The sequence below is a fragment of the Desulfatiglans parachlorophenolica genome (genome assembly GCF_055394735.1).
In genome coordinates, this window is the sequence record NZ_AP042460.1 from 3,272,842 (window position 1) to 3,299,508 (window position 26,667).

General features: G+C 61.0%; 26 protein-coding genes. 17 read left to right on the forward strand and 9 right to left on the reverse strand.

The features are described from left to right. Window positions 1-62 precede the first annotated feature (62 nt). From cobA to ACZ500_RS15370, 9 genes are all read right to left on the reverse strand, one after another. On the reverse strand, window positions 63-1,616 hold the full coding sequence (cobA, locus tag ACZ500_RS15330) for a uroporphyrinogen-III C-methyltransferase (protein ID WP_464228230.1): 1,554 nt from the start codon (window positions 1,614-1,616) through the stop codon (window positions 63-65). Window positions 1,617-1,647: 31 nt separating this feature from the next. Continuing rightward, window positions 1,648-2,592: a hydroxymethylbilane synthase gene (hemC, locus tag ACZ500_RS15335; protein WP_464228231.1), complete on the reverse strand. Its 945-nt coding sequence runs from the start codon at window positions 2,590-2,592 to the stop codon at window positions 1,648-1,650. A 170-nt stretch (window positions 2,593-2,762) separates the two neighbouring features. Then, window positions 2,763-3,518: a 2-C-methyl-D-erythritol 4-phosphate cytidylyltransferase gene (gene ispD, locus ACZ500_RS15340; protein WP_464228232.1), complete on the reverse strand. Its 756-nt coding sequence runs from the start codon at window positions 3,516-3,518 to the stop codon at window positions 2,763-2,765. Between the two features lie 98 nt (window positions 3,519-3,616). Next, window positions 3,617-3,994: a transcription termination factor Rho gene (locus tag ACZ500_RS15345; RefSeq protein WP_464228234.1), complete on the reverse strand. Its 378-nt coding sequence runs from the start codon at window positions 3,992-3,994 to the stop codon at window positions 3,617-3,619. Between the two features lie 65 nt (window positions 3,995-4,059). Beyond that, window positions 4,060-4,797, reverse strand: a complete 738-nt coding sequence (locus ACZ500_RS15350; protein WP_464228235.1) for a slipin family protein — start codon at window positions 4,795-4,797, stop codon at window positions 4,060-4,062. A gap of 24 nt (window positions 4,798-4,821) precedes the next feature. Next, window positions 4,822-6,129, reverse strand: coding sequence for an NfeD family protein (locus ACZ500_RS15355; protein ID WP_464228237.1), 1,308 nt, complete (start codon window positions 6,127-6,129; stop codon window positions 4,822-4,824). Then, window positions 6,122-6,853, reverse strand: a complete 732-nt coding sequence (locus ACZ500_RS15360; protein WP_464233063.1) for a uracil-DNA glycosylase — start codon at window positions 6,851-6,853, stop codon at window positions 6,122-6,124. Before ACZ500_RS15360 ends, ACZ500_RS15355 begins: the two co-directional genes overlap by 8 nt. Window positions 6,854-6,907: 54 nt before the next feature. After that, window positions 6,908-8,149 (reverse strand): bifunctional phosphopantothenoylcysteine decarboxylase/phosphopantothenate--cysteine ligase CoaBC, encoded by a 1,242-nt coding sequence (gene coaBC / locus ACZ500_RS15365; protein WP_464228238.1) that lies wholly within the window; start codon window positions 8,147-8,149, stop codon window positions 6,908-6,910. A 420-nt stretch (window positions 8,150-8,569) separates the two neighbouring features. Continuing rightward, window positions 8,570-8,713, reverse strand: coding sequence for a hypothetical protein (locus tag ACZ500_RS15370; RefSeq protein WP_464228239.1), 144 nt, complete (start codon window positions 8,711-8,713; stop codon window positions 8,570-8,572). 64 nt (window positions 8,714-8,777) lie between these two features. Between ACZ500_RS15370 and ACZ500_RS15375 the strand changes: the two genes are divergently transcribed. From ACZ500_RS15375 to ftsA, 17 genes are all read left to right on the forward strand, one after another. Beyond that, window positions 8,778-9,233: a hypothetical protein gene (locus ACZ500_RS15375; protein ID WP_464228241.1), complete on the forward strand. Its 456-nt coding sequence runs from the start codon at window positions 8,778-8,780 to the stop codon at window positions 9,231-9,233. 125 nt (window positions 9,234-9,358) lie between these two features. Next, on the forward strand, window positions 9,359-9,667 hold the full coding sequence (locus ACZ500_RS15380) for a hypothetical protein (protein WP_464228242.1): 309 nt from the start codon (window positions 9,359-9,361) through the stop codon (window positions 9,665-9,667). 116 nt (window positions 9,668-9,783) lie between these two features. After that, window positions 9,784-10,221, forward strand: a complete 438-nt coding sequence (gene mraZ, locus ACZ500_RS15385; RefSeq protein WP_464228243.1) for a division/cell wall cluster transcriptional repressor MraZ — start codon at window positions 9,784-9,786, stop codon at window positions 10,219-10,221. A 10-nt stretch (window positions 10,222-10,231) separates the two neighbouring features. Continuing rightward, window positions 10,232-11,173 (forward strand): 16S rRNA (cytosine(1402)-N(4))-methyltransferase RsmH, encoded by a 942-nt coding sequence (gene rsmH / locus ACZ500_RS15390; protein ID WP_464228245.1) that lies wholly within the window; start codon window positions 10,232-10,234, stop codon window positions 11,171-11,173. Continuing rightward, a complete protein-coding gene (ftsL, locus tag ACZ500_RS15395) occupies window positions 11,170-11,538 on the forward strand; it encodes a cell division protein FtsL (protein ID WP_464228246.1) in 369 nt (122 codons plus the stop codon). Before rsmH ends, ftsL begins: the two co-directional genes overlap by 4 nt. Continuing rightward, window positions 11,535-13,496, forward strand: coding sequence for a penicillin-binding protein (locus tag ACZ500_RS15400; RefSeq protein WP_464228247.1), 1,962 nt, complete (start codon window positions 11,535-11,537; stop codon window positions 13,494-13,496). Before ftsL ends, ACZ500_RS15400 begins: the two co-directional genes overlap by 4 nt. 175 nt (window positions 13,497-13,671) lie before the next feature. Next, window positions 13,672-15,399 carry a UDP-N-acetylmuramoyl-L-alanyl-D-glutamate--2,6-diaminopimelate ligase gene (locus ACZ500_RS15405; RefSeq protein ID WP_464228249.1) on the forward strand — a complete coding sequence of 576 codons (1,728 nt, stop codon included), beginning with the start codon at window positions 13,672-13,674 and terminating at the stop codon, window positions 15,397-15,399. Then, on the forward strand, window positions 15,400-16,827 hold the full coding sequence (locus tag ACZ500_RS15410) for a UDP-N-acetylmuramoyl-tripeptide--D-alanyl-D-alanine ligase (protein ID WP_464228250.1): 1,428 nt from the start codon (window positions 15,400-15,402) through the stop codon (window positions 16,825-16,827). Beyond that, on the forward strand, window positions 16,824-17,240 hold the full coding sequence (locus ACZ500_RS15415; protein ID WP_464228251.1) for a response regulator: 417 nt from the start codon (window positions 16,824-16,826) through the stop codon (window positions 17,238-17,240). The genes ACZ500_RS15410 and ACZ500_RS15415 overlap by 4 nt, the downstream gene beginning before the upstream one ends. 16 nt (window positions 17,241-17,256) lie before the next feature. Next, complete coding sequence (gene mraY / locus ACZ500_RS15420) at window positions 17,257-18,336, forward strand: phospho-N-acetylmuramoyl-pentapeptide-transferase (RefSeq protein WP_464233064.1); 1,080 nt, start codon at window positions 17,257-17,259, stop codon at window positions 18,334-18,336. Between the two features lie 89 nt (window positions 18,337-18,425). Further along, on the forward strand, window positions 18,426-19,868 hold the full coding sequence (murD, locus tag ACZ500_RS15425) for a UDP-N-acetylmuramoyl-L-alanine--D-glutamate ligase (protein WP_464228252.1): 1,443 nt from the start codon (window positions 18,426-18,428) through the stop codon (window positions 19,866-19,868). Continuing rightward, window positions 19,861-20,964, forward strand: a complete 1,104-nt coding sequence (gene ftsW, locus ACZ500_RS15430; protein WP_464228253.1) for a putative lipid II flippase FtsW — start codon at window positions 19,861-19,863, stop codon at window positions 20,962-20,964. The genes murD and ftsW overlap by 8 nt, the downstream gene beginning before the upstream one ends. Window positions 20,965-20,985: 21 nt before the next feature. After that, a complete protein-coding gene (murG, locus tag ACZ500_RS15435; protein ID WP_464228254.1) occupies window positions 20,986-22,104 on the forward strand; it encodes an undecaprenyldiphospho-muramoylpentapeptide beta-N-acetylglucosaminyltransferase in 1,119 nt (372 codons plus the stop codon). 77 nt (window positions 22,105-22,181) lie between these two features. After that, complete coding sequence (murC, locus tag ACZ500_RS15440; RefSeq protein ID WP_464228255.1) at window positions 22,182-23,570, forward strand: UDP-N-acetylmuramate--L-alanine ligase; 1,389 nt, start codon at window positions 22,182-22,184, stop codon at window positions 23,568-23,570. A 2-nt stretch (window positions 23,571-23,572) separates the two neighbouring features. Beyond that, on the forward strand, window positions 23,573-24,487 hold the full coding sequence (gene murB / locus ACZ500_RS15445) for a UDP-N-acetylmuramate dehydrogenase (protein ID WP_464228257.1): 915 nt from the start codon (window positions 23,573-23,575) through the stop codon (window positions 24,485-24,487). Beyond that, on the forward strand, window positions 24,487-25,287 hold the full coding sequence (locus ACZ500_RS15450) for a cell division protein FtsQ/DivIB (protein ID WP_464228258.1): 801 nt from the start codon (window positions 24,487-24,489) through the stop codon (window positions 25,285-25,287). Before murB ends, ACZ500_RS15450 begins: the two co-directional genes overlap by 1 nt. 29 nt (window positions 25,288-25,316) lie before the next feature. After that, window positions 25,317-26,540: a cell division protein FtsA gene (gene ftsA / locus ACZ500_RS15455; protein WP_464228259.1), complete on the forward strand. Its 1,224-nt coding sequence runs from the start codon at window positions 25,317-25,319 to the stop codon at window positions 26,538-26,540. The last annotated feature ends 127 nt before the right edge of the window (window positions 26,541-26,667 follow it).

Genomic DNA, 26,667 nt, shown 5'->3' on the forward strand with positions numbered 1-26,667 from the left:
CCTGCGGACCCGCCCACGGCAAGGAATCACATGCGAAGAACCGATGGACGCGCACGCTCGGATCAGCGCTTCGGCAACGACTCGAAATAGGACACGATGCTTTCGACAAACGACTCGATGGTGTAGTGCTCAGGGATCAGGTCGACCCTGAACCCTTTTTTTCGCGCCGTCTCGGCCGTAATCGGCCCGATGCACCCGGTCCGCACCCGCCCAAGCCAGGGCGGCCGCTCCCCGCCGTAGGCGCCGTCGAACATCTCGAGAAAATGGGTCACCGTGGAAGAACTCGTGAACGTGACCAGATCCACCTCGTCTCGCTCCAGGAGCCCGCGCACGCGATCGACTGCGCCCGTCGGCCGGAGCGTCCGATAGGCAGGAACGAGATCGACCTGCGCCCCCATCTTTTGGAGTTCCTCGGGGAGGATTTCCCGTGCCTTCTCCGCCCGCGGCAACAGGATGCGCATTCCTGAAACCGCCCTGGACCTGAAAGCCGCGATCACCGCTTCGGCCCGATACTCGTCTGGCACCAAGTCCGGCTCGATGCCGAAGTTCACCCATGTCCGGGCCGTCTTGGGGCCAATGGCCGCAATCTGAATCCCCTTGAGATCCCTCACGTCCTTTCCGGCGGCTGCCAGTCGCTCGAGGAAAAACCGCACCCCATTGACCGAGGTGAAAAGCACCCAGTCATAAGAATCCAACGAGCGGATCGCAGCGTCCATCGGCTCCCAGGTCTCAGGCGGCACGACCTCGATCGTCGGGAATTCGATGCACTCCGCCCCGAGTTCCTGGAGGATCGCCAGAAACTCGCTGGCCTGCTCCCTGGCGCGCGTAACAACCACCTTGCGCCCGAAAAGCGGCCGTTTTTCATACCACTCGAGCATCCCACGCAGATTCACCACTCCCCCCACCACGATGACGGCCGGGGGTTTCAGATTCTGCTTCTCGACCTGCCCGGCAATCTCGCCGAGGGTGCCTACAACCGTCCTCTGCTCAGGCAGGGTCCCCCTTCGGATCACGGCAACCGGCGTCTCGGGCGGCCTACCGTTCGCCATGAGTCGGGAAGCGATCAGACCGATGTTACCCACACCCATCAGAAAAACCAGGGTCCCAGCCCCCAGGGCAAGCTTGTCCCACGCGATCTCCGAGTTCCCCTTAGTGGGGTCTTCATGGCCGGTTACGAAAGCGACCGTGGAGGTATAATCCCGGTGGGTCAAGGGGATGCCGGCGTAAGCCGGTACCGCGATCGCCGAGGTAACCCCCGGAACGACTTCAAAAGGGATGCCCGCCTCGACCAGCTCCCCGGCCTCTTCCCCACCGCGGCCGAATATGAAGGGATCCCCGCCCTTCAGCCGGACGACTGTCTTTCCCGTCTCCGCCTTTGCAACGATCAACGCATTGATCTCCGCCTGGCTCATCGTGTGGCATCCGCCCTGCTTCCCGACGTAGAGCCGCTCGGCCTCGGGGGCGGCATAGCTGAGGAAAAGGGGATTAGCGAGATAATCGAAGACGATGACATCCGCCCGTGCCAGGCAATCGCGCCCCCGAATCGTCATCAGGCCCGGGTCCCCTGGACCCGCACCGACGAGATAAACTTTGCCCTTGGCCTTCTCAGACATCATTCAACCAGCCTTTCAATGGACACGCCCGGCCCTATCGCCCCGCCCCGGCCTCGGCATAGACCCGGCTCAAGATCTTGTCCGCCCCTGCAGCCAGCAACCGGTCGGCCAATTCCCGTCCGACGGCCTCGGCATATTCGGGGCGGCCGAAGACCCTGTCGCGGATAATCCGGCTTCCGTCCAGCTCAGCCACAAGCCCATCCATCGTCAGGCCGGTCTCCTCCACCCGTGCCCACCCCGCAATGGGCACCTGACATCCACCCTCCAGACGCTTCAGGAAGGCGCGCTCCGCCCTCACGGCTGTTTCCGTCGCGGGATGGTTCAGAAAGGCCAGACGTTCGATAACGGCCTGATCAGACCGGCGGACCTCCAGGCCAAGCGCACCCTGACCGACAGCCGAAAGCATCTCTTCGGGGGAGATCAGGAAGCCGGGGGGGACGCCCAAATTCAACCGGCGCAAACCCGCCGAGGCCAATACAACCGCCTCGCACACCCCCTCGTCCCGTTTTCGGAGGCGCGTCTCCACATTGCCCCGCAGCGGCAGGATCCGGAAATCCGGCCGCAAATTCAGAAGCTGCGCGGAGCGGCGGAGGCTGCTCGTTCCCACCCGCGCCCCCTCGGGCAGATCTTGCAGCGTCTTGTGCCCCCCCGTGATCAGGAAATCGCGCGCATCCTCACGCAGCGGAAAAACACTCAGACAAAGCTCCGGCGGCAGCTCGGCCGGAACGTCCTTCATACTGTGCACCGCAAGATCGATCTTGCCATCGAGCAAGGCGTCTTCGATCTCCTTGACGAACAGGCCCTTGCCCCCGATCCGGCTGAGGGGTGAATCGAGGATCCTGTCCCCTGTGGTGGTGATCTTGACCAACTCAATACGGATATCCGGATGCTGCGACGCGATGCAGCCCTTGACCCACTCGGTCTGGGCCAAGGCCAGGCGGCTGCCGCGTGTTCCAATCTTCAAAACCTTTGCGTCCATTCCATCATCACCCAGTACAGGCGGGGCCCGATTCCGCAACCGGACCACTCCCGTTCATCGCTTCGCGCACATCGTTGCAGAGAAAGGCCGACAAACAGCCCGCAGCCCCTGAACCATAGGATGTCGATACCGGGATCGGCGGAGAAATCCATCCCCGGCCGTGGACCGCATCATTCCGGAACGGCCTTGAGGGCCCGATGCCCGGGGCGCCCAAGGCCATACAGGAACTTGGCCCGCTCGAGATCGAAGGGCGAGGTGATCTTGATGTTTTCCCGCGCGCCCTCGACCACCGTCACACCGATTCCAGAACGCTCGAGCAGTATGGCGTCGTCGGTGACGTCCGTCCACCCGGCGATGCGCGCCCGCTCATGCGCCAGGCGGATATCCACCCAGCGGAAAAGCTGCGGTGTCTGGATCAGGCGCAGCACCGAACGGTCGAGCGTTTCCTCGACGTCCCCCGACGCTCCGACCCGCTTGACGGTCTCATCCGGCGCAAGCCCGGGCACCACCGCCCGGTGCCCCGCGAGCGCTTCGAAGAGGCGGTCCAGCATGTCGGAAGCGACGAAAGGCCGCACACCATCATGGATCAGAACGATTTCGGGCTCCTCGACCACGGCTTCCAGCCCGAGCCGCACCGACTCCTGGCGCGTCGCACCGCCCGGAGCAACGCGGCTGACCTTCCGAAACCCGTAGCGCTCCACGATCTCGGTGCGGCACCAGACGACATCATCGGGCGGAACGACGAGCACGACCGCATCTACCCGCGGATACCGCTCGAACACCTCCAGTGTCTCGGCCAGGATCGGGCGACCGCCCAACTGCAGATACTGCTTCGGGCGCGCCGCACCCATGCGGAGACCGGCGCCGGCGGCCGGGATGATCGCTGCCGCCCTCCGCCCTCTCACCCATCGACCTTCTTCACTCATGCTGTCCTGACATCCGAGCGTGGATCTGCGCCTGCCTCCAAAAAAAAGAAAAGGCAGGCAACCTCCAAACGAGTCGCCTGCCCTCCATCTCTTTACGGTCAGGCATGCACGGCCTTGCGCGTCAACTTCTTGAGCCGGTTGAGCCGCCGCCGCACGATATCGACGGTCTTACGGTCTTTGGCCTCCCGCGCACGGTCTTTGGCAGCACGGAGCCCGGCGATCTTCGCCTTTAGCTCTGTGGGACTCGGAAGGGCGGCTTTGACCCCCTTTTTCTGCTTCGGCGCCTCCTCATCCTCGATGCCATGGTACTCTTTGATGATGGCGAGGAGTTCCTCCTTCTTCATGGCATGCACGCCGGTGACACCCGGGATTTCCATAGCCAGATCCCGGAGTTCGGGAGCGGTCATTTTATCGAGCGGTCTGTCGGGGAGTTTCTTTTCTTCCTGCGGAGTTTCCTTTTTGATCTCTTCGTCCATAGTCTCTCTTTCTGCTCCTTATCGAAATTCTAATGTTTTATCATAACAACGATGCGGTTTTAATCCTAATCTTTTTTTATGAAAGGTTTGAACAGGTCGATGGGCAATGGAAAGAAGGTCGTAGTGTTGCCCTCCGATGAGATCTCCCGGATCGTCTGCAGGTAGCGAAGCTGAAGCGCCTCAGGATGCTGTTGGATGATGGCGGCAGCCTCCGCCAGCCGGTTCGCCGCCTGGAACTCACCCTCGGCGTTGATGACCTTCGCGCGTCTTTCGCGCTCGGCCTCGGCCTGACGCGCCATGGCCCGCTGCATCTCCTGCGGCAGATCGATATGCTTCAGCTCGACCGTGGACACCTTGATGCCCCAGGGGTCGGTGTGCTTGTCCAGGATGCTCTGCAGCTCCGTATTGATCTTGTCCCTCTCCGAAAGGAGTTCGTCCAGCTCCACCTGGCCGCAAACGCTCCTCAGGGTGGTTTGCGCCAGCTGCGACGTGGCGAAGAGGTAGTTTTCCACCTCCACCGTCGCCTTGGTGGGCTCCATCACCCTGAAGTAAACCACGGCGTTGACCTTGACTGAAACGTTGTCACGGGTGATCACGTCCTGCGCAGGCACATCCATCGTCACGAGCCGCAGGCTGACCTTGACCATCTTATCGATCACCGGGATCAGGATGATGAGGCCGGGCCCTTTGGTCTTGATCACCCGGCCGAGGCGAAAAATCACGCCGCGCTCGTATTCCCTGAGGATCTTGATAGCCGAAACGAGAAAAAGGACGACCAGCACCACAAACAGAATATAGAACATAAGCAGAATCCTCCCGCGAAAGGTTCAGGGAACGCGGCGTTTGACCCTCAGGGTCAGGCCTTCGATCTTTTCGACCTCCACCTTCTCCCCGGCCTCGATGCGCTCGGGGGCCTGCGCGTTCCAATACTCGCCATGGACAAACACCAACCCTTCCGGATCGATGGCGCGCTTGACCATCCCCACCTCGCCGACGAGCCCCTCCTCCCCGCCCATCGGCTTGCGCCGGTAAGCCCTGAATGCCAACCCGGCCACAGCGACGAAAAATCCGCCCACCAAGAGGACGGTCGGCATCATGAACCGCAGGGACACCCTGAGATCCTCGAAAAGCATGACCGATCCCAAGGTCAAGGCAATCAGGCCGCCGATGGAGAGCAGCCCGTAGCTCGTCACCTTCACCTCGATCACGAACAGGATGATCGCCAGGGCAATCAGCATGAGCCCCGCATAATTGACTGGGAGAGTCTGGAAAGCGAAAAAGGCCAGGATCAGGCTCATGCCGCCGATGACCCCGGGGAAAATGGCTCCCGGATGGGCCAGTTCGAAATAGAGTCCGGCCAGGCCGATCATCATGAGGAGGTAAGCGATGTTCGGATCGCTGATGGTCTTGAGGATCCGGTCGCGGATGCCCGGTTCGAACGGCTGCAGCCGAGCCCCGGCCGTGCGGAGCACCACCTCGCCCTGCGGCATCCTGACCTTGCGGCCGTCGATCTTCGTCAGCAGCTGCGGAACGTTTTCGGCCAGCAGATCCACCACGTTCAGCTTCAGGGCCTCCTCCGCCGTGATGGAAACGCTCTCGCGAACCGCCTTCTCCACCCAGTCACCGTTTCTGCCGTTGCCCTCCGCGATGCCTCGGGCATAGGCCACCATATCGTTGACCACCTTTTCCGACATGGTCTCGTCGATGTCCTGGCCACCGGCACCCACAGGATGGGCCGCCCCGATGTTCGTTCCCGGAGCCATCGCGGCGACATGCCCGGCAACGGTCACCATGACCCCGGCGGAGGCTGCGCCCGCCCCTCCCGGACCGACAAAGGTGGCCACAGGCACCCGCGAATTGACAACGGCCTTGATGATCGAACGCATGGAGGTCGCCAACCCCCCGGGGGTATCGATGCGAACGACCGCGAGCACCGCCCCGGCCTCGGAAGCCTCTTCGATCCCTCGTTCGACGTACAACGCTGTCCCGGGATTGATCGGCCCCTCCAGATCGATCACGAAAACAACCGGCTCCTCCGCCCAAGACAGGAGACACAGGCCGAAAACCATCATCATCAGGAGGAACGTGATCCGGCTCAGCCGCCTCGATGCCCGCAACGCGTCCGCCTCAATCATTGCGTTTCACCTCCAGGCCCAGACGCCCCATGATCTTCTGGACATCCTCCCATACCTGCCGTTTGGCGGACTGATTCCGCAGCAAAAAGGCAGGATGGTAGGTCGGCATGAGCGGTGTCCCTTCGAAGTCGAACCAGCGGCCCCTGTCCACGCTGATCTTGAAGGCCCCGCCAAGGAGGCTGCAGCCCGCCACCCGCCCAAGGACGCAAATCACCTTAGGCCGAAGGATTCTGAGCTGCCGCCTGAGGAAAGGGAGGCAGGCTTCCACCTCGTCCTTCTCGGGATCGCGATTGCGGGGCGGACGGCACTTCACGATGTTGCAGATGTAGACCTCTTCCCGCGTCAATCCCATGGCGGCGATGATCCGGGTCAGGAGTTCCCCCGCCGCACCGACGAAGGGCCGGCCGGTCAGGTCTTCGTCACGGCCCGGCCCCTCCCCGACGAAGACGAGGGAAGCATCGGGGGCGCCTTCGCCGAAAACCAGGTGCTTCCGGCCCAGGTGGAGTTTGCACCGGCGGCAGTCTCCGATCTCTTCCCGAAGGTCTTCGAGCGTAAACGGTTTGGCGGACTCCTTCTTTTCGATCGGCGCCGCGGCCCCAGCGGCAAGCATCCGGACCGCCCGGCGGCTCTTGATCGGCGGCGGGTCGAAGCCCAACTCGCGATAATAGGCGAGGGCCGCTTTCATCTGTTCGATGAGGCCCTCGATTGGAGCGTCCCGTGTCATTTCAGACAACCCATCCCCTTATGATGATCTCGAGCAGCAGCCCCTCTTTCCCCGTCATGCGTCCTTGCGCCGCCGGTTCATGATCTCCACCGCCCTGTCCAGGACCAGATGCGCCACGGCGTCCTTGGAAAGAAGGCCGCTCTCTTCCACGCGGCCGTCCCGGAAAAGCATCTTGACCCGATTGGTGTCCGTCTGAAACCCGGCATCGGCGGCGGAGACATCATTGGCCACGATCATATCGAGGTTTTTGTTGTGCAGTTTTTCCCGCGCGTGCTCCAAAAGGGCCTCCGTCTCCGCGGCGAACCCAACCAGCAAAGGACCATCATCTCCCCTGGACATCCCGAGTTCTCTCAAGATATCCGGATTCTTGACCATCTCGAGGCTCAACTCTTCGGCCCCCTTCTTGACCTTTTGCGGTGCGGTCGTCTTCGGCCGGTAGTCCGAAACCGCAGCCGCCTTGATCACCATATCGCACCCATCGAGGCGCCCGAACACAGCCTCCCGCATCTCCCGCGCCGTAACGACCTCCACCACTTCAACCCCCGCGGGCGGCTTCAGTATGGTCCCCCCGCTGACGAGCACCGCGGCCGCGCCCCTTTGTCTGGCCGCGCGCGCCAGCGCGTACCCCATCTTCCCGCTGGAACGGTTGCTCACATAGCGAACGGGATCGATCGGTTCGCGCGTGGCCCCCGCCGTGACGAGTATCTTCCTGCCCTGCAGGTCCTGCGGCGTCAGAAGCAAACGGGCCTCCTCCACGATGTCCTCCGGCTCCGGCAGCCGCCCCCGCCCTTCGGTGCGGCACGCGAGGGCCCCTTCCCCGGGCATCAGAACGGACACGAGTCTCTGACGAAGCCGCAAGAGGTTTTCCTGCAGGACGGGGTTGTCGAACATACGGGTGTTCATGGAAGGGCAGACGAGAATCTTCGCGGTGGCGGCCAGGAGCATCGTGCTCAGGAAATCGTCGGCGATCCCGCAGGCCATCTTGCCGATAATATTGGCCGTCGCCGGCGCGACAACGATCAGATCGGTCTCCTGCCCCCAGGCGATATGTTCTATCCCCGTCCCGGCCTCCTCCCACATCGACCGGATCACCCGGTTCCCGGACAGCGCCTCGAAGGTCAACGGCGCCACGAAACGGGTCGCGTTTTCGGTCATGGCCACACGCACCCGAGTCTCCTCCCGAACCAGCAGACGCACCAGCTCCGCCGCCTTATAGGCCGCGATGCCGCCCGTCACCCCCACCACTACATGGCGCCCCCGGAACGGGGCCGCTTTGCTGACCGAAGTCTGGACCAACCTTGCCCTTCTTTCTGCAATGAAATATTCTGCGGAATCAGACCGGGTCCCTGCAGCAACAGTCTCCCGTTGAGAGCGGGCATCCACCGAAAATCGGACCCAAACCGTATCAAAATCAGCCTTTGATCTTGATTTTCAATACATTCTTTCTTATTAAATCTCAAAATCCTTTCATTGACAACAGAAAACAAAGAAGGGCCTTGTCGCCGAAACCTTGGCCCGGAAAAATTGCTTGCTACGAGGCCTTTCCTCTGCTAAGTGCCATTGCACAACATATGCTTTTGAATGGGTACGCCTGGTTTATCAACCCCGTGTGATTCGGTTCGCGCATGCGGTCAGGATTCAACTTCGGGCTGAATTCTCTTGCCTGCCGGGCGGAGATGCGTTGGCCCGGCTAAATCGTGTCCATCCGGGTGTGCTTTATCCAGCACGACCCGGTTTCCAACCCGGAAATGAAGATTTTTTGCCAATATCAAGGAAATCAAGCGTTTGCGCGGAGGCGACCTGTGGGTCGCCGCACAAGCAAACGTACAGATTGACGCCGAGATTGGCCAAAAAGACCATTTCCGGATGGAAACTAAATCGTTTTTGCAGAAGGATTTCTTTGAAAGATCGAGGCCATACAGGAATGATACTCCCCGAAGGGCACCATTCGCCTTTCCAGAATCTGCTCCCCAGAGAACCCCATTCACTCGGGATGCAGCTTCAGGTGGCCCGCTGGTTGAAGGACAAGAAACTCCCTTTCGACGAACAGCCTGACCATCTCATCGTGCAGCTTGGATTTTCCGCTGTGGCTGTCTTCTCTTACCGTGTCATGCTCCCATCACAGTCATGCGTTTGCATAACCCTCCAGTCCTACATCCTGGGGCCTGTGGGAGCTGGTTTTCTGGAAGACGAAGAGATCGACGAATTGAACCGGAATCTCCTGGCCGGGAAGCTGCTTCGATTGCAGGAAGAACAGGTCCTGCTCGCGGATCACATCCTGGCGGAGGGCCTGACCGAAGAGATCTTCCTCAGACGGCTCGACCTCTTCCGCCGGGGAATCCACTTCATCGACAACAAGATAGCGCGCAGGCTTTCTTAGGAGTTTGCAGCCCTTATACGCGAGTGGCCGCTCAACCGATTGATTTTGTTGCATCGACATCTTGCACCGGGAAGGGGGGCATTTTCAGGCAGACACCGAACCCTTTTTGGGAGTGGGAACAGTCCATGCCCGATCAAAAACCGATTCAGACCAACCATCTTGCCATCGCGGGGTTTCTGCTGCCCTTCATCGCCTGCGCGCTGGTTTGCGCATGGGTGCTGTTCTCTGAAGATCGCCTTGTTTCTTTATCATTTTCAATAGTTTATATTGTTACACCCCCCGCGGTTCTATTCGCGGGTCTTTGCACTTCCCTCAAATCCATCCCCCTCATCGAGAAACGGGGGGACCGTGATTATGCCTACGCCGGATTGTTCCTGAATGTCTTTTTCCTGATCGTCTATTTCCTCTCTCTCCTCTATGTTTTTTATCCGTAATCTCAGCGATATTTCCCTTTTCTGCTCGAACCTTTTTGCTTGACAAACGAAGAGTTTCGTTTCATGGTGGCACAAAGTGGGCGATTGGTGCAATATAGTGTCACAAAGGGGTTCAGATGTTCAGGGGCAGGTCCGAACACAATCTGGACGAGAAAGGGCGTTTGGCGATCCCCGCCCGCTTCAAAGAGGTGCTCGACCAAAAGAATGAGGATTCCCTTGTCATCACCAATCAGGACGGCTGTTTGTGGGCCTTCACGCGGGATGACTGGAGCGTCATCGAAGAAAAGGCCGCCAGTTTGCCCCAATTCGACCAGGCCGCCATATCTTACATCAGGTATTTCATCTCCGGCGCCGAGGTCTGCGCTGTCAAAAACGGTAGGGTTACCCTGTCCCAGCACCTGAGAAAAACCGCCAGCCTCGACAAAGAGGTCGTGCTCGTCGGCGGCCTCAAACGATTCGAGATTTGGGACCGCCCAAGGTGGGAAGAAGAATTCCAGCGGGCCAAGGCGGTATTCCCCAAGGTGAGTCAAGCCCTCGCAGATCTGGGAATTTGAGGAATCCGGCGTGGAATACCCCCATGAACCCGTCCTGCTGGACGAGGTCGTCCGATTTTTGGTCCACGACCCGGGCGGAGTTTATGTCGATGGCACGGTGGGCAGCGCAGGGCACAGCGAAGCGATACGGAAACGCCTGGCACCCGAGGGGCGCCTGATTTGCCTCGATCGGGACCCTGAAGCACTCCGGATTTCGGAGGCCCGGCTCGCCCCTCTCGGCAGACAGGTCACCCTGGTCAGGGCCGGTTTTGCCGAACTCGGCAGAGTCCTTCACGAGGCCGGCATCGCGGCTGTCGACGGAATCCTGCTGGACTTGGGGATGTCTTCCTACCAGTTGGAGCATTCCGGCAGAGGATTCAGCTTCCAGCGAGACGAACCCCTGGATATGCGTATGGATCCTCTCGGTTCTCTGAAAGCGGGCGATATCGTCAATAGCTATTCTTTGACAGATATCGAAGACATCCTGCGACGATACGGGGAAGAGAAAAGGGCCAGGTCGATTGCGAAGGCCATCGTAAGAACGCGGAAAATAAAGCCAATCCTCAGCTCCCACCAACTGGCGGAGATGGTGCGGTCGATCGTTCCACCATCTCATGGTCATTCGAACAGGCATCCTGCCACTCGAACCTTTCAGGCCCTCAGAATAGCCGTCAACCAGGAAATGCAACAACTCGACCGGTTTCTGCAAGAGGTCCCTTGGCTTTTGGCAGGCGGTGGCAGACTGGTCATCCTGGCCTATCACTCTCTCGAAGACCGGCGGGTGAAACAGGCCATGACCGATTGGGAGCAGGTGTGCACCTGTCCCCCGGGTATTCCAGTCTGCGTCTGCGGGCGTACCCCCCTTTTCAAACGCTTGTTCAGGAAACCTGTCCGGCCGACAGAGGCCGAGATCGCCGGGAATCCACGGGCGCGAAGCGCCATATTGCGCGTGGCTGAAAGGATCGCGACATGAACAGGTCAGCGCAGGTTCATCGAATGCTGATCGAGCGCAACGCCAAAACCGGGATGCGCGTGAAAAACGCCTCCGCGCGGCGGCCTAAATGGACCCTGACGCGCAGACAGGTCCTCTGGGTCATCATGCTGCTCGCCGTTTTCATGCTGAGCGGCATCGGGTATGTGTGGTCGAATTTCCAGAATACGCAGATCGGGTACGAATTGAGCCAACTCAAACGCAAGGAGATTCAGCTCCGGGAGATCAACCGCAAACTGAGAGCCGAACTGGCGTTTCTCAAGTCTCCCCGCAACCTCCAGGCTCAGGCAACCGAAAAACTGGGGCTGAAGGAGCCGTCTCCCGAGCAGATCGTCGTGATCCCATGAACCTGAACGAAAAGAAAAAGACCCGTTTGAAGGTTCACCTGGTCAGCATCTTTTTCCTGCTCGGGCTTTGCACTATTCTCGGCCGGGCCTTTCAGCTGCAGATCCTTCAGGGTAAACACCTTTCTGAAGTGGCTCGGGGGGGCTATACCGTCATCGTCAAACTCCCTCCCAAACGGGGGACGATCTATGACCGTCAGCGGCATGAACTGGCCTTGAGCGTGGAGCTGGGATCCGTTTTCGCCCATCCCAGACAGATCCAGGACAAGGAGAAAGCAGCCGCCGAACTGGGCCGCGTACTCGGGGTCGATCCTAAAGAGATCCAGACCCAGATCGAAAAGGACCGGAGTTTTGTCTGGCTGCAGCGCCGCATTCCCCCGAACATCGCCGCGAAGGTCAGTCAGCTGCAGATCCAGGGCGTAGGGACAACGACGGAGGCCAGCCGCTTCTATCCCTGCAACGAGGTTGGCGGGCACGTGCTCGGCTTTGTCGGGACCGATTTCCAAGGGCTGGAAGGTTTGGAAAAGACCTATGATCATTTGCTGCGTGGGCCGGAACGACAGCTCGTTCAGATGCGGGATGCCCTGAAGCGCCCCTTCGCCATCGACCGGGTCATGACATCCGATCAGAAACCCCACGACCTGGTCCTCACAATCGATAAGGATATTCAGTACAAGGCCCAGCAGACCCTCAAGGATGCCGTGATCGATTCCCGGGCCGTTTCCGGCAATATGGTCTGCGTAGACCCCAACACCGGTGCAATCCTGGCCATGGCCGTGTATCCCGAGTTCAATCCCAACACCTTCGGTTCCCACCGGCCGGAGCACTGGCGCAACCGCACGATCACCGACTGGTTCGAGCCGGGTTCGACAGCGAAAACCTTTCTTCTGTCGTCCGCCCTGGAAGAAGGGGTCGTCACACCTTACACGGCCATCGACTGCGAGCAGGGCAGCTATACGATCGGGAGGCGGGTGATCCATGACACCCATGAACACGGAATCCTCACCGCAGCCGATATCGTAGTGCAGTCGAGCAACATCGGAGCGACTAAAATCGGCCAGCGGCTCGGGTACCAAACCTATCACCGGTACCTGAAACGGTTCGGGTTCGAGCAGACGACCGGCATCGAGCTTGCCGGTGAACGAAGCGGATTCCTTCGTCCACCGGAAAAAGCGAGGACCATCGACCAGGCCACGGCCTATTTCGGACAGGGGCTCACCATGACCACACTGCAGTTGGTCATGGCCATGGCCGCCATCGCGAACGGGGGTACGCTGATGCGCCCGTACATCGTCCAGACCATCGAAGACCCGATGGGCACACCGGTCTTCACCGCCTCCCCGCAACCCGTCCGGCGGGTGATCTCGGAGCGGACTGCCCGCACCATGGCCTCCATTATGGAAGGCGTCACCCAGGAAGGGGGCACCGCCACACAGGCGGCCATCCCAGGCTTTCACGTGGGAGGAAAAACCGGAACCGCCCAGAAAGTCGATCCGAATGGAAAAGGGTACGCGAGAGGGAAGTACATCGCCAGTTTCGTCGGCTTCGTCCCTTCGGACAAACCACGTCTTGTGATGGCCGTGGTGCTCGACGAACCGAGGAAAAGCATCTACGGCGGGGTGGTAGCGGCTCCCGTCTTCCGGGAAGTGGCCCAGGCGGCGCTGAACCACCTGCGTATCCCGCCGCAGATCCGTTGGGAGGAAAAGGAGATCGAGATCGTCCATGAGGCATCGGCGGGCGAGACGATCGTTGCCGAACAGCCGGGGCCGATGTTGCCTGAGACCGGGATTCCCGATTTCAGGGGCCTCACGATGCGGGAGGTTCTGATCGAAACGCGTTCTCTCGGCCTGGAGGCCTCGTTGGTCGGGACCGGCTTCGCGGTGCGACAGGATCCGCCCGCTGGGACCGAGGCGGAACAGGCACACCCCGTGACCGTCTTCTTCGAACCTCCCGCCGGATAGGAAAGCCCTATTGGGTTTTCATCCGGATAGGGTCTTTTTGGCCGATCTCGGCATCGACCTGCACATTCGCCTGGGCAGCGACCTGGGAGATCGCCTTCATACAAACGCTTTATTTTTTTGATATTGACCAAGCTGGGACCCATCCCGAAGGGATGGGACTGATCGGCCGGAGGCTGTGAAGAAAAATCCTTATTTCCGGGTTGGAAACCGGATTGTACCGGATAATCATCTCCGGATAGAGACCAATGAAGACAAAAAGCGCGAAACCGACAACCGCCTGCGGACCAACAGCGCATCTGCGAAGAAAATGGATATGAGTGACCTGCAATCCCACGAATCCCAACTGACCCGCGACTCGGCGGTGCCCCTTTCTCTGCTTCTGGCAGAGACCGCAGCGGCCGGAGCCGCAGACTGCTTCCCCGGCATCGGGATCACGGGCCTGGCGTACGACTCTCGGGCCGTCCAACCGGGATACCTCTTCGTCGCGCTGCGGGGCCTCAAGGCCGACGGACACCTTTTCATTCATGAGGCCATAGCACGGGGAGCCGCCGCTGTCGTCGGTGAAACGCCGCCATCGACGGCGATCGGCGTGCCTTTCATCTCCGTCCCGGACACGCGGATCGCCCTTTCCACCCTGTCCGCGCGTTTCTACGGCGAACCCTATCACGATCTCAAACTGATCGGCATCACCGGAACAAACGGCAAGACCACGACCAGCTACCTGATCGAGTCGATCATCAAGGCCGCCGGGGCCACCCCCGGGGTCATGGGCACCATCAGCCATCGCTGCCCCGGCAAGGAGTGGAGGGTTCCCATGACGACCCCGGAATCCCTGGAGATCATGAAGAGCCTGAGGACTATGGCCGATGCGGGCGTCACCCACGTGGTCATGGAGGTCTCCTCCCATGCCTTGAAGCAGCGCCGCGTAGAGGGATGCCCGTTCGCGGCCGCGGTCTTCACCAATCTGTCGCGGGATCACCTCGATTACCACAGAACGATGGAGGAGTATTTCGAGGCCAAGAGCCTTCTTTTCCGCAGCCTCGGTCAATGCGGCGCACCGGGCGGGGTTTCACCGACGGCTGTCATCAATCGGGATGACCCCGCGGGGCTGAAGCTCGCAGCACTGACCTCTGCCGCCGTTTTGACCTACGGCCGCGAGTCGGGCTGCGATATAACCGCCGACCAGATCCGGTTTCACCGCGGCGGGCTTACCGCCCTCCTCCATACGCCGGATGGGGACATCGCCGTCCGTTCGGCGTTGGTGGGGACGTTCAATCTGCACAACATCATGGCAGCGGCCGGCGCTGGTCTTGCGCTCGGGTTCGAACGCGAGGCGATTGCGGCGGGAATCGAAACGCTCCACGGCGTCCCTGGACGCCTCGAACCGGTCCCGAACACCCGCGGATTGACGATCCTGGTGGACTATGCGCACACCCCGGACGCCCTCGAAAAGGTCCTCGACGCTCTGCGCCCCTTGACATCGGGGCGGCTCATCACCGTTTTCGGCTGCGGCGGCGACCGCGACACCGGCAAGCGGCCTGAAATGGGCCGTGTGGCAGCCGCCCTCTCCGATGTGGCGCTCATCACCTCCGACAATCCGCGCAGCGAAAATCCGGAGGAGATCATCGCACAGATCGAAGCGGGCGTTTTGTCCACAGGCCGCGAACGGATTCCTGAGACGCCGGCGGCCTGGGTCGCTGGGCAACGCAACGCACCTTCCAGGGGGTACCTGGTAGAGCACAACCGCAGGGATGCCATCGCCCGGGCCGTCGGCATGGCCCGCCCCGGGGATGTCGTTCTGATCGCCGGGAAAGGGCACGAGGATTATCAGATCCTCGGAGCGCAAACGCTTCCTTTCGATGACCGCAAGGTGGCTGCCGAGGCCGCCCTGCAGGAGGATTGAGTGGCACTGATCTGGAACGAGATGACTGCAGGCCGCATAGCGGACACCTTGAAGGCCCAATGGATCCAGGGAGATCCGGAGGTCCGTTTTCACGGGATCGCCACGGACTCCCGTCAGGCCTGTGATGGAAAGCTGTTCTGGGCCTTGAAGGGCGAACGCTTCGATGCCCATGACTTTCTCGATCAGGCCGCCGCAAAGGGGGCTTCCGGCCTCCTCGTCCAGTCCGGGCGGATCCTGCCCCCGCTCAAGCGCGAGGACATGGTCGTCCTGGCCGTCGAAAATCCCCAGCAGGCCCTGGGCACCCTGGCCGCCTGGTGGCGGCATCAGATCCCCCTCAAGGTCGTCGCGGTAACGGGCAGCGCCGGAAAAACGACCACCAAGGAGATGATCGCCACCATCTTGAGTCTTGGAGAAAAAACCCTTTGGAACGAGGGGAATCTCAACAATCTGATCGGACTCCCTCTGACCCTTTTCAGGCTCGAGAGCGACCACCGCTGCGCCGTCCTGGAAATGGGCATGAACCGCAAGGGTGAGATCGCCGCCCTGACCGAGATCGCCGACCCCGATGTCGGGGTGATCACGAACGTGGGGCCGGCCCACACCGAAGGGCTCGGGGGGCTCGCGGGCGTTGCGGCCGCCAAAGTGGAGCTGATCGAGCGGATCAGAAGCACGGCCTCCGTGGTCGTCAACGGCGACAACAAACCTCTGATGGAAGCGGTCGCGGGATTCAACCGCCCCGTGGTCACCTTCGGGTTCGCCCCGGGCAACACGGTCCGCGCCGATCGGATCAAGGCCCGCGGCCACGAGGGATTCACCTTCGACCTCGTTTATGGAGGACACACTTACACCATGACGGTCTCCGTCCCCGGGCTGCAGAATGTCTGGAACGCGCTGGGCGCGGCCGCGGCGGCCCTCTGCCTGAACACCCATCCGGACCAGATCGCGGAAGGACTGCGCCTGTTCAAAGGCATGCACGGACGCTTCGAGATCCATTTCCTGGGAAACAATATCCTGCTGGTGGATGACACCTACAACGCAAACCCGCTCGCCCTCGAAACGACGCTTACCTCCCTCGAGGGGCTGGCGGCCGGAGGAAGGCGCATCGTCATCGGCCTCGGCGACATGCTCGAACTGGGGGACAAGGCGCCGCATGAGCATCGCGAAGCAGGTCGGCGCGTCACGGAGACCGGGGCGGAATGGTTCCTGGCAGCGGGGCGCCACGCCTCCGATATGCAAGCGGGCGCGATCGAAGCCGGGATGCCTCCGGACCACATACGCGCGGTCGCCGACGCCGCGGCCATGCTGGAGACGATCGTCCCGCTGCTCCAGGAGGGCGATCTGGTCTTCCTGAAAGGCTCCCGCAGGATGGGACTCGACCTCGTCAGCAGGGGGCTGCATGACACCTTCGGCGAAGGAGAACATTCATGATGAGAGAGGGCTTGAAGATACTCGTCGTCGACGATGAACCCAACATGCGCATCCTCCTTTCCGAGGTCCTGCGCACCCAGGGCTTCGACGTCTCCGTTGCGAAAAACGGCCTGGAATCGCTCGAACGGATGGGATCCGAGGAATTCGACTTGGTCATCACCGATATTCGCATGCCTATCCTCGATGGCATCGAAATGCTGAAGCGGATGAAGCAGGCCAACCGCCGGGAGAGGATCATCGTCATGTCCGGGACCTGCCCCGAGATTGCCGAGGCACGGGAGGATCTGCCCGACGTCATGGTGCACTTCGAAAAACCGTTTCAGCTCGATCACCTTTTGACAGCCGTTCATGCCGCGGCGGACCCCTCCGGCCGGCTGGCGGCGGCCCTTCGATGGAGCCATTCGACCCTCTGAGGAAAGCGGCAAGGCCATGATCTACAAACTCATCATGCTTTTTCAGGCGGACGTCACCTGGCTGAACGTGTTTCGCTACATCACGTTCCGGACGATCCTCGCCGCCCTCACGGCCCTCTGCATCTGCTTCGTCTTTGGACCGTGGGTGATCGGCCGGTTGCGCGCCTTGCAGATCGGACAGTATATCCGAGAAGAGGGGCCGGCAAGCCACAAACCCAAGGCCGGGACCCCTACCATGGGCGGGTGCCTGATCATCCCCGCCATCCTGATCTCCTCTCTTGCCTGGTCGGATCCGGCCAACCTCCTCGTCTGGATCGTGACCTTCGTCCTGGTATCGTTCGGGGCCATCGGCTTTGCGGACGATTATCTGAAGACCGTCCGGAAGAACAACCGGGGACTCAGTCCATCAGCCAAATTCTCTCTGCAGGTCGCCGCCGCCCTCCTGACGGCGGTCGTGCTCTACGTCTGCCACGGCCTCGACACCCGGCTGAGCATCCCGTTTTTGAAAAACATCACACCTGACCTCGGATTGTTTTACATCCCCTTCGCGGTCTTCGTCATCGTCGGGGCATCGAACGCCGTCAACCTGACAGACGGCCTCGACGGGCTGGCCATAGGTCCAACCGCCATCGCCTTCACCGTCTACGTCATATTTGCCTACCTGGCCGGACACGTGAAAATCGCCGCGTACCTTCAAATCCCCTACGTCGGCGCGGCCGGCGAGATCTCGGTGATCTGCGGGGCAGCCGTGGGCGCCGGGCTGGGCTTTCTCTGGTACAACGCCTATCCGGCGGAAATCTTCATGGGCGATGTCGGTTCCCTGTCCCTCGGGGCCGGCCTGGGAGCGGTCGCGCTCGTGACCAAGCAGGAGATCGTGCTCGCCCTCGTCGGTGGGCTGTTCGTCTTCGAAGCGCTTTCGGTAATCTTTCAGGTGGGATACTTCAAGCTGACCGGCGGACATCGCATCTTTCGCATGGCGCCGATTCATCACCATTTTGAATTGAAGGGCTGGCCGGAGCCCAAAGTCATCGTCCGGTTCTGGATCATCTCGATCATTCTGGCCCTGATGTCCATCAGTACGCTGAAGCTCCGATAGGGGCGCGTGAAGAAAACGAAGACATACCGCGTCAAGACACGATGACTTCAAGCTCCGACAGAGATGCCAAAAGAAATCCGAACAAAGAAATGGAGATGGAAACCACCATGCAGGAACACCGCGCCTCTGAAACAGACCGATCAGAAACCCCTGTCCGGATGAAACTCGGGCACCCGCCGGACGTCCAGGGCCGCAAGGCGACCGTCGCTGGTCTGGGCGTATCAGGAATCGCCTCGGCCCGCTGGCTCCTGCAGGCCGGCGCACAGGTGACCATCAGCGAAATCCGTCCGCTGGAGGCGTTCGACCCGAAACTCGTCGCCGAACTGCGGTCCACCGGAATAACGATCGAGGCCGGCGGCCACCTGAAGGAAACCTTTTTTCAGGCCGATCTGATCGTCCTCAGCCCCGGCGTGCCCCTCGGCATGCCTCTGTGCGTGGGCGCACGGGAAAAGGGAATCCCCGTCATCGGCGAGATGGAGCTTGCCGCGCACATCCTCCGCACCCCTGTCATCGCCATCACCGGAACCAACGGAAAATCCACGGTCACCGAGTGCGTGGGCGAACTCCTTCGCGGCGCCGGGCTGAAGGCCTTCGTCGGCGGAAACCTCGGGACCCCGCTCATGACTTACGCGATCGGCCCGCAAACCGATGACTGGGTCGTAGCGGAGGTCAGCAGCTTCCAACTGGACACCAGCCCCAGTTTTCGGCCGAGGGCGGCGGTCATTCTGAACATCACCCCCGACCACCTCGACCGCTACGCGGACTTCAATGCCTACATCCGCTCCAAGCACACCATCGCCCGTAACCAGGGGCCGGGGGACCACCTGATCCTGAATGACGCGGACCCGCATCTCGCCCATTTCGAGCCTGCCGGACCCGCCATTCTCCGATACGGCATCGACGAAACGGAAAGGCGCCATGCCTTCATCCGTGACAGGGTCGTGGTCTTGCACATGCCCTCCGGGATTTCCACGCGCTTTTCGCTCGCATCTTTCGCCCTGCCAGGCAGGCACAACCTTGAAAACGTGATGGCCGTCATCCTCACCGCCCTTGCCGTGGGCATTCCTGAAGCCGCCATCCAGAAGGCTGTCGACCGTTTCCGGGCCTTGCCCAATCGTCTGGAGAAAGTCGGCGAACACAACGGGGTCTCCTTTTACAACGATTCCAAGGCCACCAACGTGGATGCAGCCGTGCGCTCCATCGAGAGCGTCCCGGCTCCGATCGTGCTGATCGCGGGGGGGAGACACAAGGGCTCCGATTACCGCGCACTCGTCGAGGCCGGGGAAAAGCGCATCCGGCATGCCATCCTGATCGGAGAGGCCAGAGAGCTCATTGCGGCCGACTTTTCAGGCAGGATCTCCCTTTCGACGGCTCAAACCCTCGAGGAGGCGGTCGAGGAGGCGGCCGCGCGGGCGAAGCCAGGCGACACGGTCCTGCTTGCCCCGGCCTGCTCGAGCTTCGACATGTTCTCGGATTATGCCCACCGTGGAAAGGTATTCCGCGAGGCCGTGGAGGCTCTCAGCCATGGCTGAAAAGCAGAACGTCCATTCCGGCTACGACCTCATGCTCCTGATCCCGACGGTCGTCCTGCTCGCTCTCGGGCTCGTCGTCGTTTACAGCGCCAGCTCCAATCTGGCGGCCCTGCGCCTGAACGACGGGTACCATTTCCTGAAAAGGCAGGCCTTTTACTGTGTCCTCGGGCTCCTGATGATGATCACGCTCAGGAATGTCCCGGAAAGGTATCTGCACCGTGGGGCCTATCCCCTGCTGGGGCTGAGTCTACTGCTTCTGCTCGCCCTGCACATTCCCGGTCTGGGTCTGCATGCCGGGGGCGCCACCCGATGGCTGAGGCTGGGGGGATTGGCCTTCCAGCCCTCGGAACTGGCCAAATTTTCACTGGCGGTCTTCCTGGCCTGCTCGATGGCCAAGAAAGGACCGGAGATGAGCACCTTCACCAAAGGCGTGCTCCCCCATATCGTCCTGACGGGCATCCTGATGCTGCTGATTTTGTCCCAGCCGGACCTCGGGACAACCGTCATCATCGCGGCCTGGACCTTCGTGATGCTCTTCATAGGCGGCGCCCGCCTGTGGCAGCTTGCGGTCCTCGCGGCCGCCGCCATTCCCCCCCTGATCTATATGGTCATGAACACGGAATACCGCGTCAAACGACTGATGGCATTCCTCGACCCCTGGGAGGATCCTCAGGGGATCGGTTTCCAGATCATCCATTCCTTCCTGGCCTTCGGATCAGGCGGCCTGCTGGGTGTCGGGCTCGGGAACAGTAAACAAAAGCTCTTCTATCTTCCCGAACCCCACACGGATTTTGCGCTTTCGATCGCCGCTGAGGAGATGGGTTTCGTCGGGGTGGCCTTGATCACCATCCTGTTCGGGGTCCTGATCATGCGGGGAATCTATATCGCCCTCAACGCACGCGATCTGTATGCGAGTTATCTGGCTTTCGGACTCAGCTTCTTTCTGGGGCTCCAGGTGCTGATCAACATGTGCGTCGTCATGGGTCTCCTCCCGACCAAAGGCCTGACGCTGCCCTTTATCAGCTACGGCGGTTCGGCCCTGGTGATGAATCTGATGGCGGTCGGCATTCTGATGCGCATTTCGGCAAAACAATAGCGAGCGGACGAGAGGCAGCGTATGCGGGACAAACCATACAAACCCTGCTTCATCATCGCCGGCGGCGGAACCGGGGGGCACCTTTTCCCGGGGATCGCCGTGGCGGAGGAGATCCGGCTTCGCATCCCCGGGGCGGTTACCCTGTTCGTCATCGGTCAGCGCCCGATGGAGGCCGAGATCCTGGCCCGCCACGGCCAGATCACCCGGAGCATCGACATCGAGGGTCTCCAGGGACGGGGATGGCGCCGGAAATTCGCCGCCGCCGTGATGATTCCGCGCAGCCTATGGCAGTCCCGAGCCATCCTGAAAGAATGGCGGCCGGCAGCCGTAATCGGCATGGGAGGATACTCGGCGGGGCCAGCATGCCTTGCCGCCAGGTGGATGGGCATCCCGACGGCGATCCACGAACAGAACTCCTTTCCCGGTTTGACGAATCGTTGGCTTTCGAAGGTGGTAGACCGCGTCTTCATCTCATTCGAGGAGAGCCGGCCCTACCTGAAGGGCGAACAGATCACGCTCACAGGAAATCCGATCAGGCGGGAGATCCTTGCGGTCCGGGCGAAGAAGCCTGCCGACGGCGCAGTTTTCACCCTCCTCGTGGTCGGTGGAAGCCAGGGTGCCAAGGCCATCAACGAGGTGATGGTACCGGCTGTCGCTGGCCTGGTTCAGAACGGAAAGGTGTTGAGGGTCATCCACCAGACCGGGAAGGACGACTACGAGGCCGTCCGTCGAGGATACGAGGCACGAGGCCTTCCGGCTGAAATCTCCCCGTTCATCGATGATATGGCGAGGGTCTACGCGGAGGCGCATCTCGTCGTCGGGCGCGCCGGGGCAACGACGGTCTTCGAACTCGCGGCCATCGGGAAACCCTCGGTCCTGGTGCCTTATCCCTATGCCGCCAACAACCATCAGGAATCCAATGCCCTGAGCCTTGTCCATGCGGGGGGCGCCGTCATGATTCGGCAGTCGGAACTGACTGCCGACAAGTTGACCGAGGTTCTCGCCGGACTGATAGAGCACCCGGAACTGCTCGATGAGATGGGGCGCAACGTCGCCCGGCTGAGCCGTCCGAACGCCGCCGGCGCGATAGTCGACGGCATTTTGCAATGCGTGGACGAGCGGGACGCGTACCCCAGTTGAACATGGGCCTTCCGGGTTTATCCATTCCGGAAAGCCCGGGCTGACAAAAAAGAGAGCGAGAAAGGCAGCGCAAAGGCATGCGACCATTCGGCAAGACAAAAAGGATTCACTTTGTCGGGATCGGCGGCATCGGCATGAGCGGCATCGCCGAACTACTGCTCAACCTCGGGTATGAGGTCAGCGGCTCCGATCTCAAAGGCTCGCAGGTCACCCGCCGACTGGCCGCATTGGGCGCCGCCGTCTTCGAGGGCCACCGGGCCGAGCATACCCTTGGGGCCGATGTGGTCGTTTTTTCTTCGGCGGTAGTTCCCGACAATCCGGAATTGATCGCGGCCAAGGAACAGGCTGTCCCGGTCATCCCCCGGGCCGAGATGCTCGCGGAGTTGATGCGCCTCAAATACGGGATCGCCGTAGCCGGCGCCCACGGCAAGACAACCGCCACCTCGATGGTCGCATCGATCCTGACGAACGGCGGGCTGGATCCCACCGTGGTCATCGGGGGGCGTCTGGATATCTGGGGGGGCTCGAACGCCAAGCTGGGTCAGGGCCATTTCCTCGTGGCCGAGGCCGACGAGAGTGACGGGTCCTTCCTGGTCCTCTCCCCCACCATCGCCGTGGTGACCAACATCGACCGCGAGCACATGGACCACTACCGCAGCCTGGAGGCCCTCCATGAAACCTTTGTGCAGTTCATCAACAAGGTCCCCTTTTACGGCGTCTCGGTCCTGTGCCTCGACAACGAGGAAATCCAGAACATCCTGCCGCGCCTGAAGAAACGCTCTCTGACCTACGGCATGACCTCGCAGGCCGACCTCCGCGCCAAGGATCTCGAAAAGCACCCCATGGCCGTCAGCTTCGAGGTGCTCCACCTGAACCGCTCCCTCGGGCGCGTCACAGTGGGCATGCCGGGCGAACACAACGTCCTGAACGCCCTGGCCGCCATCGGCGTCGCACTCGAGCTCGACCTCGGCATCGAGGTCATTCGCAAGGGGCTCGAAAACCTCGGGGGGCTCGCCCGGCGTTTTCAACGCAAGGGCACAGCGGGCGGCGTGCAGGTGGTCGACGATTACGGCCATCATCCGACCGAGATCATGGCCGTTCTGAAAACCGCACGCGACTGCTGGCCCGACAACCGGATCGTCGTGCTTTTTCAGCCCCACCGCTACAGCCGTACGAAAGACCTCTTCGACCGCTTCGTCATCGCCTTCAACGAAGCCGACGTCCTCCTCGTAGCACCCATCTACGCGGCGGGGGAGCGACCCATCCCGGGGGTGCATTCGGCCTGGCTGGTGCAGGGAATCAAGGAGCACGGGCACAAGGACGTCCACCTGTGTGCCGAGGATGAGGACCCGCTCGAAAAGGCTATGGGCATCCTGCGAAGCGGCGATGTCCTCATTACCCTCGGGGCCGGTGACATCCACCGCGCTGGGGAAAGGATCCTCGAAAAACTCGATTGGAAGCCATGAGGATGACGGAAGCGCAGCGTCGCGGGATGGATGAATTGACCGGAGGGCATGTGCTCTGGAACACCCCGATGGATCGATGGACGACCTTCCATATCGGAGGCCCCGCCGAAGCGGTCTACGAGGCGCCGGATATCGAGGAACTCTCACGGGTCCTGGTATTTCTCCACCGCGAGGCCATCCCCTGGAGGGTCCTGGGTGCCGGAAGCAACCTTCTCGTGCGGGACGGTGGAGTGCCGGGCGCCCTCATCGTGCTCAAAGGCACCCTGGCATCGATCGAGCGATCCGCCTCGAACCCGTTTCTGGTGAGGGCGGGGGCTGGTTTGCCCATTCGAGCGCTCATGCGCCGCTCTCTTGCCGACGGCTTTGCCGGGCTCGAGTATCTCGCCGGGATCCCGGGAACCGTCGGGGGCGCGGTCGCCATGAACGCGGGGGCCTTCGGGAAAGAGATCGCTTCGAGCCTTGTTTCTGTGGAGATCCTGACAACGGCGGGCGAGGTCAAAATCATGCAGCGTCCGGACCTGCGGTTCCACTACCGGCAGACCGAATTCCCCGCTGAGACAGTGATCTTGGAAGTCTGTCTGAGGGTCGAGCCCTCCCATCCCGAGGCCGTGCGCCCACGCCTGCAGACCTTTCTGGCAAGGCGCAAGGCCGGCCAGCCGTGGGGGGCAGCCAGTGCAGGGTCCGTCTTCAAGAATCCGCCCGGCGACTTCGCGGGCCGCCTGATCGAAGAAGTCGGATTGAAGGGGAAACGGATAGGGGGAGCCGAGATCTCCGAAAGGCACGCCAATTTTATCATCAATACAGGTACGGCCACGGCCGCCGACGTACTGGCGCTCATGGCGCTTGCACGCGAAAAGGTCCGTGCTCGGCACGGCGTCCTGCTCGAACCGGAAATTCAGATCGTAGGTGAGGAGTAATGTCCAGACGCAATCGCATCAGGCGCCGATCTGATCACAGTCGGGTTCTCAACTTCTTGAACGGTTTCGGGAAAGGGGCTCTGAGCATTGCGGGAGTCCTCGGCGCCATCGGCCTCCTGAGCGCCTTTTTTCTTTCCCTCTATCAGTTCGCCCTGCTCTCACCGCTCCTCAGGCTCGAGATCGTGCAGGTCGAGGGGGCCGACCCCGTTCTCGAACGAGAGCTTATGGCCATGGGAAAGTTGCACAGCGGATTGAGCCTCGCCGCGATCCAGCTTGGGAAACTGAAGCTGGACATGGAAGATCATCCTTGGGTGCGCCGTATACAAATTGAAAGGCGTTTCCCTCACACACTGGTCATCAGCGTCGAAAAGCAAGAGCCCGTGGCGATCGTCGTCCTGAATCAGACCCATTTCATGAACAGATACGGGGAGCTTTTCAAGCGGGTCACTGCCGTAGATCCGGTCAATTTCCCGGTCATCACCGGAATTCCGGCGGATTCCCCGGACCTGCCGACCCTCCTTCCACGCGTGGTCGAGATCCTGAATACCCTAAAGGCTGAACAACCGCCCTGGGCTGTGAACCATCTCGCGGAGATCCACCTCAAAGATGGATCGGCCCTCACGCTATATTACACGCACATGAAAGCCCGGATCGAGTGCGCGTCGGATACTCTGGCCCAGGCCATACGGAAACTGAGGCAAGTCACCTCGTTTATCCAGGAAAAGGGTGAACTGGAACGACTGAAAAGCATCAATCTGAACTACACCGAAGGCGCGGTGGCGTCCTTTGAGAGAAGCTGAGCAGCGCCCCTGAATTGGAGACAGGATCTATGGCAGGAGACATCATTGTAGGCCTGGACATCGGAACAACCAAGATCTGTGCCGTGGTGGGGGATGTGAGGCCAGACGGCATAGAAATCATCGGCATGGGCAGCCATCCATCCGAAGGCCTCAGAAAAGGCGTCGTCATCAACATCGAAAACACCGTCGATTCCATCAAGGAGGCCATCGAAGAAGCGGAAACGATGGCCGGATGCGAAATCAGCTCCGTCTACATAGGCATCGCCGGCGGTCATGTCAAAGGCTTCAACAGCCAGGGGGTCATCGCGCTGAAGGAAAAGGAGGTGACTCAGAAGGAGATAGACCGAGTCATCGAGGCCGCCAGCGCGGTGGCCATCCCTATGGATCGTGAGGTGATTCACACCCTGGTGCAGGAATACATCGTCGACGATCAAGGTGGAATCATCGATCCTCTGGGCATGTCCGGCGTCCGCCTGGAGGCCAGGGTGCACATCGTCACCGGCTCCGTGACCTCCGCTCAGAACCTGATCAAATGCGCGAACCGGGCGGGCCTGGACGTGTGCGATATCGTCCTGCAGCCCCTCGCCTCGAGCGAGGCCGTCCTGAGCCGGGAAGAGAGAACCCTCGGAACGGCCCTGATCGACTTCGGAGGCGGAACGACCGACCTGGCGATCTTTTCCGGGGGCACCATCAAGCACACGAGCGTCCTTCCCCTGGGCGGCGACAACCTGACCTACGATATCGCCGTCGGGTTGCGTGCCGCCAAGGCCGATGCGGAAAAGATCAAGATCCGTTACGGCTGCAGCCTCTCATCCTTGATCGGTCCCGATGAAACCATCGAGATCCCCGGGGTTGCGGGAAGAAAACCGAGGACACTTTCACGTCAGATCCTGGGGGAAATCCTCGAACCACGGGTCGAAGAGATCTTTTCACTGATTTACGGGGAGATGGTTCACTCGGGTTATGAAGGCGACATTCGCTCCGGCGTTGTCGTTACGGGCGGCTCCTCCGAACTGCCCGGGATCGTCGAAGTGGCCGAACAGGTCTTCGATGCACCGGTTCGGATCGGATATCCTCAAGGCATCAAGGGCCTTGTGGAGGTCGTCAACCGTCCGATGTACGCCACGGCTGTAGGCCTTGTCATCTATGGGGCCAAGGCGAGAAAAAAGCAGAAGAAGTTCCGGATCAGGGACAACAACATCTTCAACCGTGTCATGGCCAGGATGAAAAAGTGGTTCAAGGATATCATCTAGTTTGAGGACACTATGATAGGAACGAGCGTTTCCCGAGAAGCAATCTTTTGCCTCGATCCCGAGGCGGATTACGAAAATGTATACCGTTTCGATCCGGAAGAGAAGGTTGCCGGCCGCTGCTCAGAAA

Excerpts from the sequence above, each read along its gene's own strand:
- cobA (WP_464228230.1), bottom strand. The coding sequence starts at position 1,616 with ATGATGTCTGAGAAGGCCAAGGGCAAAGTTTATCTCGTCGGTGCGGGT.
- hemC (WP_464228231.1), bottom strand. The coding sequence starts at position 2,592 with ATGGACGCAAAGGTTTTGAAGATTGGAACACGCGGCAGCCGCCTGGCC.
- ispD (WP_464228232.1), bottom strand. The coding sequence starts at position 3,518 with ATGAGTGAAGAAGGTCGATGGGTGAGAGGGCGGAGGGCGGCAGCGATC.
- ACZ500_RS15345 (WP_464228234.1), bottom strand. The coding sequence starts at position 3,994 with ATGGACGAAGAGATCAAAAAGGAAACTCCGCAGGAAGAAAAGAAACTC.
- ACZ500_RS15350 (WP_464228235.1), bottom strand. The coding sequence starts at position 4,797 with ATGTTCTATATTCTGTTTGTGGTGCTGGTCGTCCTTTTTCTCGTTTCG.
- ACZ500_RS15355 (WP_464228237.1), bottom strand. The coding sequence starts at position 6,129 with ATGATTGAGGCGGACGCGTTGCGGGCATCGAGGCGGCTGAGCCGGATC.
- ACZ500_RS15360 (WP_464233063.1), bottom strand. The coding sequence starts at position 6,853 with ATGACACGGGACGCTCCAATCGAGGGCCTCATCGAACAGATGAAAGCG.
- ACZ500_RS15370 (WP_464228239.1), bottom strand. The coding sequence starts at position 8,713 with ATGGTCTTTTTGGCCAATCTCGGCGTCAATCTGTACGTTTGCTTGTGC.
- ACZ500_RS15375 (WP_464228241.1), top strand. The coding sequence starts at position 8,778 with ATGATACTCCCCGAAGGGCACCATTCGCCTTTCCAGAATCTGCTCCCC.
- ACZ500_RS15380 (WP_464228242.1), top strand. The coding sequence starts at position 9,359 with ATGCCCGATCAAAAACCGATTCAGACCAACCATCTTGCCATCGCGGGG.
- mraZ (WP_464228243.1), top strand. The coding sequence starts at position 9,784 with ATGTTCAGGGGCAGGTCCGAACACAATCTGGACGAGAAAGGGCGTTTG.
- ftsL (WP_464228246.1), top strand. The coding sequence starts at position 11,170 with ATGAACAGGTCAGCGCAGGTTCATCGAATGCTGATCGAGCGCAACGCC.
- ACZ500_RS15400 (WP_464228247.1), top strand. The coding sequence starts at position 11,535 with ATGAACCTGAACGAAAAGAAAAAGACCCGTTTGAAGGTTCACCTGGTC.
- ACZ500_RS15415 (WP_464228251.1), top strand. The coding sequence starts at position 16,824 with ATGATGAGAGAGGGCTTGAAGATACTCGTCGTCGACGATGAACCCAAC.
- mraY (WP_464233064.1), top strand. The coding sequence starts at position 17,257 with ATGATCTACAAACTCATCATGCTTTTTCAGGCGGACGTCACCTGGCTG.
- murD (WP_464228252.1), top strand. The coding sequence starts at position 18,426 with ATGGAGATGGAAACCACCATGCAGGAACACCGCGCCTCTGAAACAGAC.
- ftsW (WP_464228253.1), top strand. The coding sequence starts at position 19,861 with ATGGCTGAAAAGCAGAACGTCCATTCCGGCTACGACCTCATGCTCCTG.
- murG (WP_464228254.1), top strand. The coding sequence starts at position 20,986 with ATGCGGGACAAACCATACAAACCCTGCTTCATCATCGCCGGCGGCGGA.
- murC (WP_464228255.1), top strand. The coding sequence starts at position 22,182 with ATGCGACCATTCGGCAAGACAAAAAGGATTCACTTTGTCGGGATCGGC.
- murB (WP_464228257.1), top strand. The coding sequence starts at position 23,573 with ATGACGGAAGCGCAGCGTCGCGGGATGGATGAATTGACCGGAGGGCAT.
- ACZ500_RS15450 (WP_464228258.1), top strand. The coding sequence starts at position 24,487 with ATGTCCAGACGCAATCGCATCAGGCGCCGATCTGATCACAGTCGGGTT.
- ftsA (WP_464228259.1), top strand. The coding sequence starts at position 25,317 with ATGGCAGGAGACATCATTGTAGGCCTGGACATCGGAACAACCAAGATC.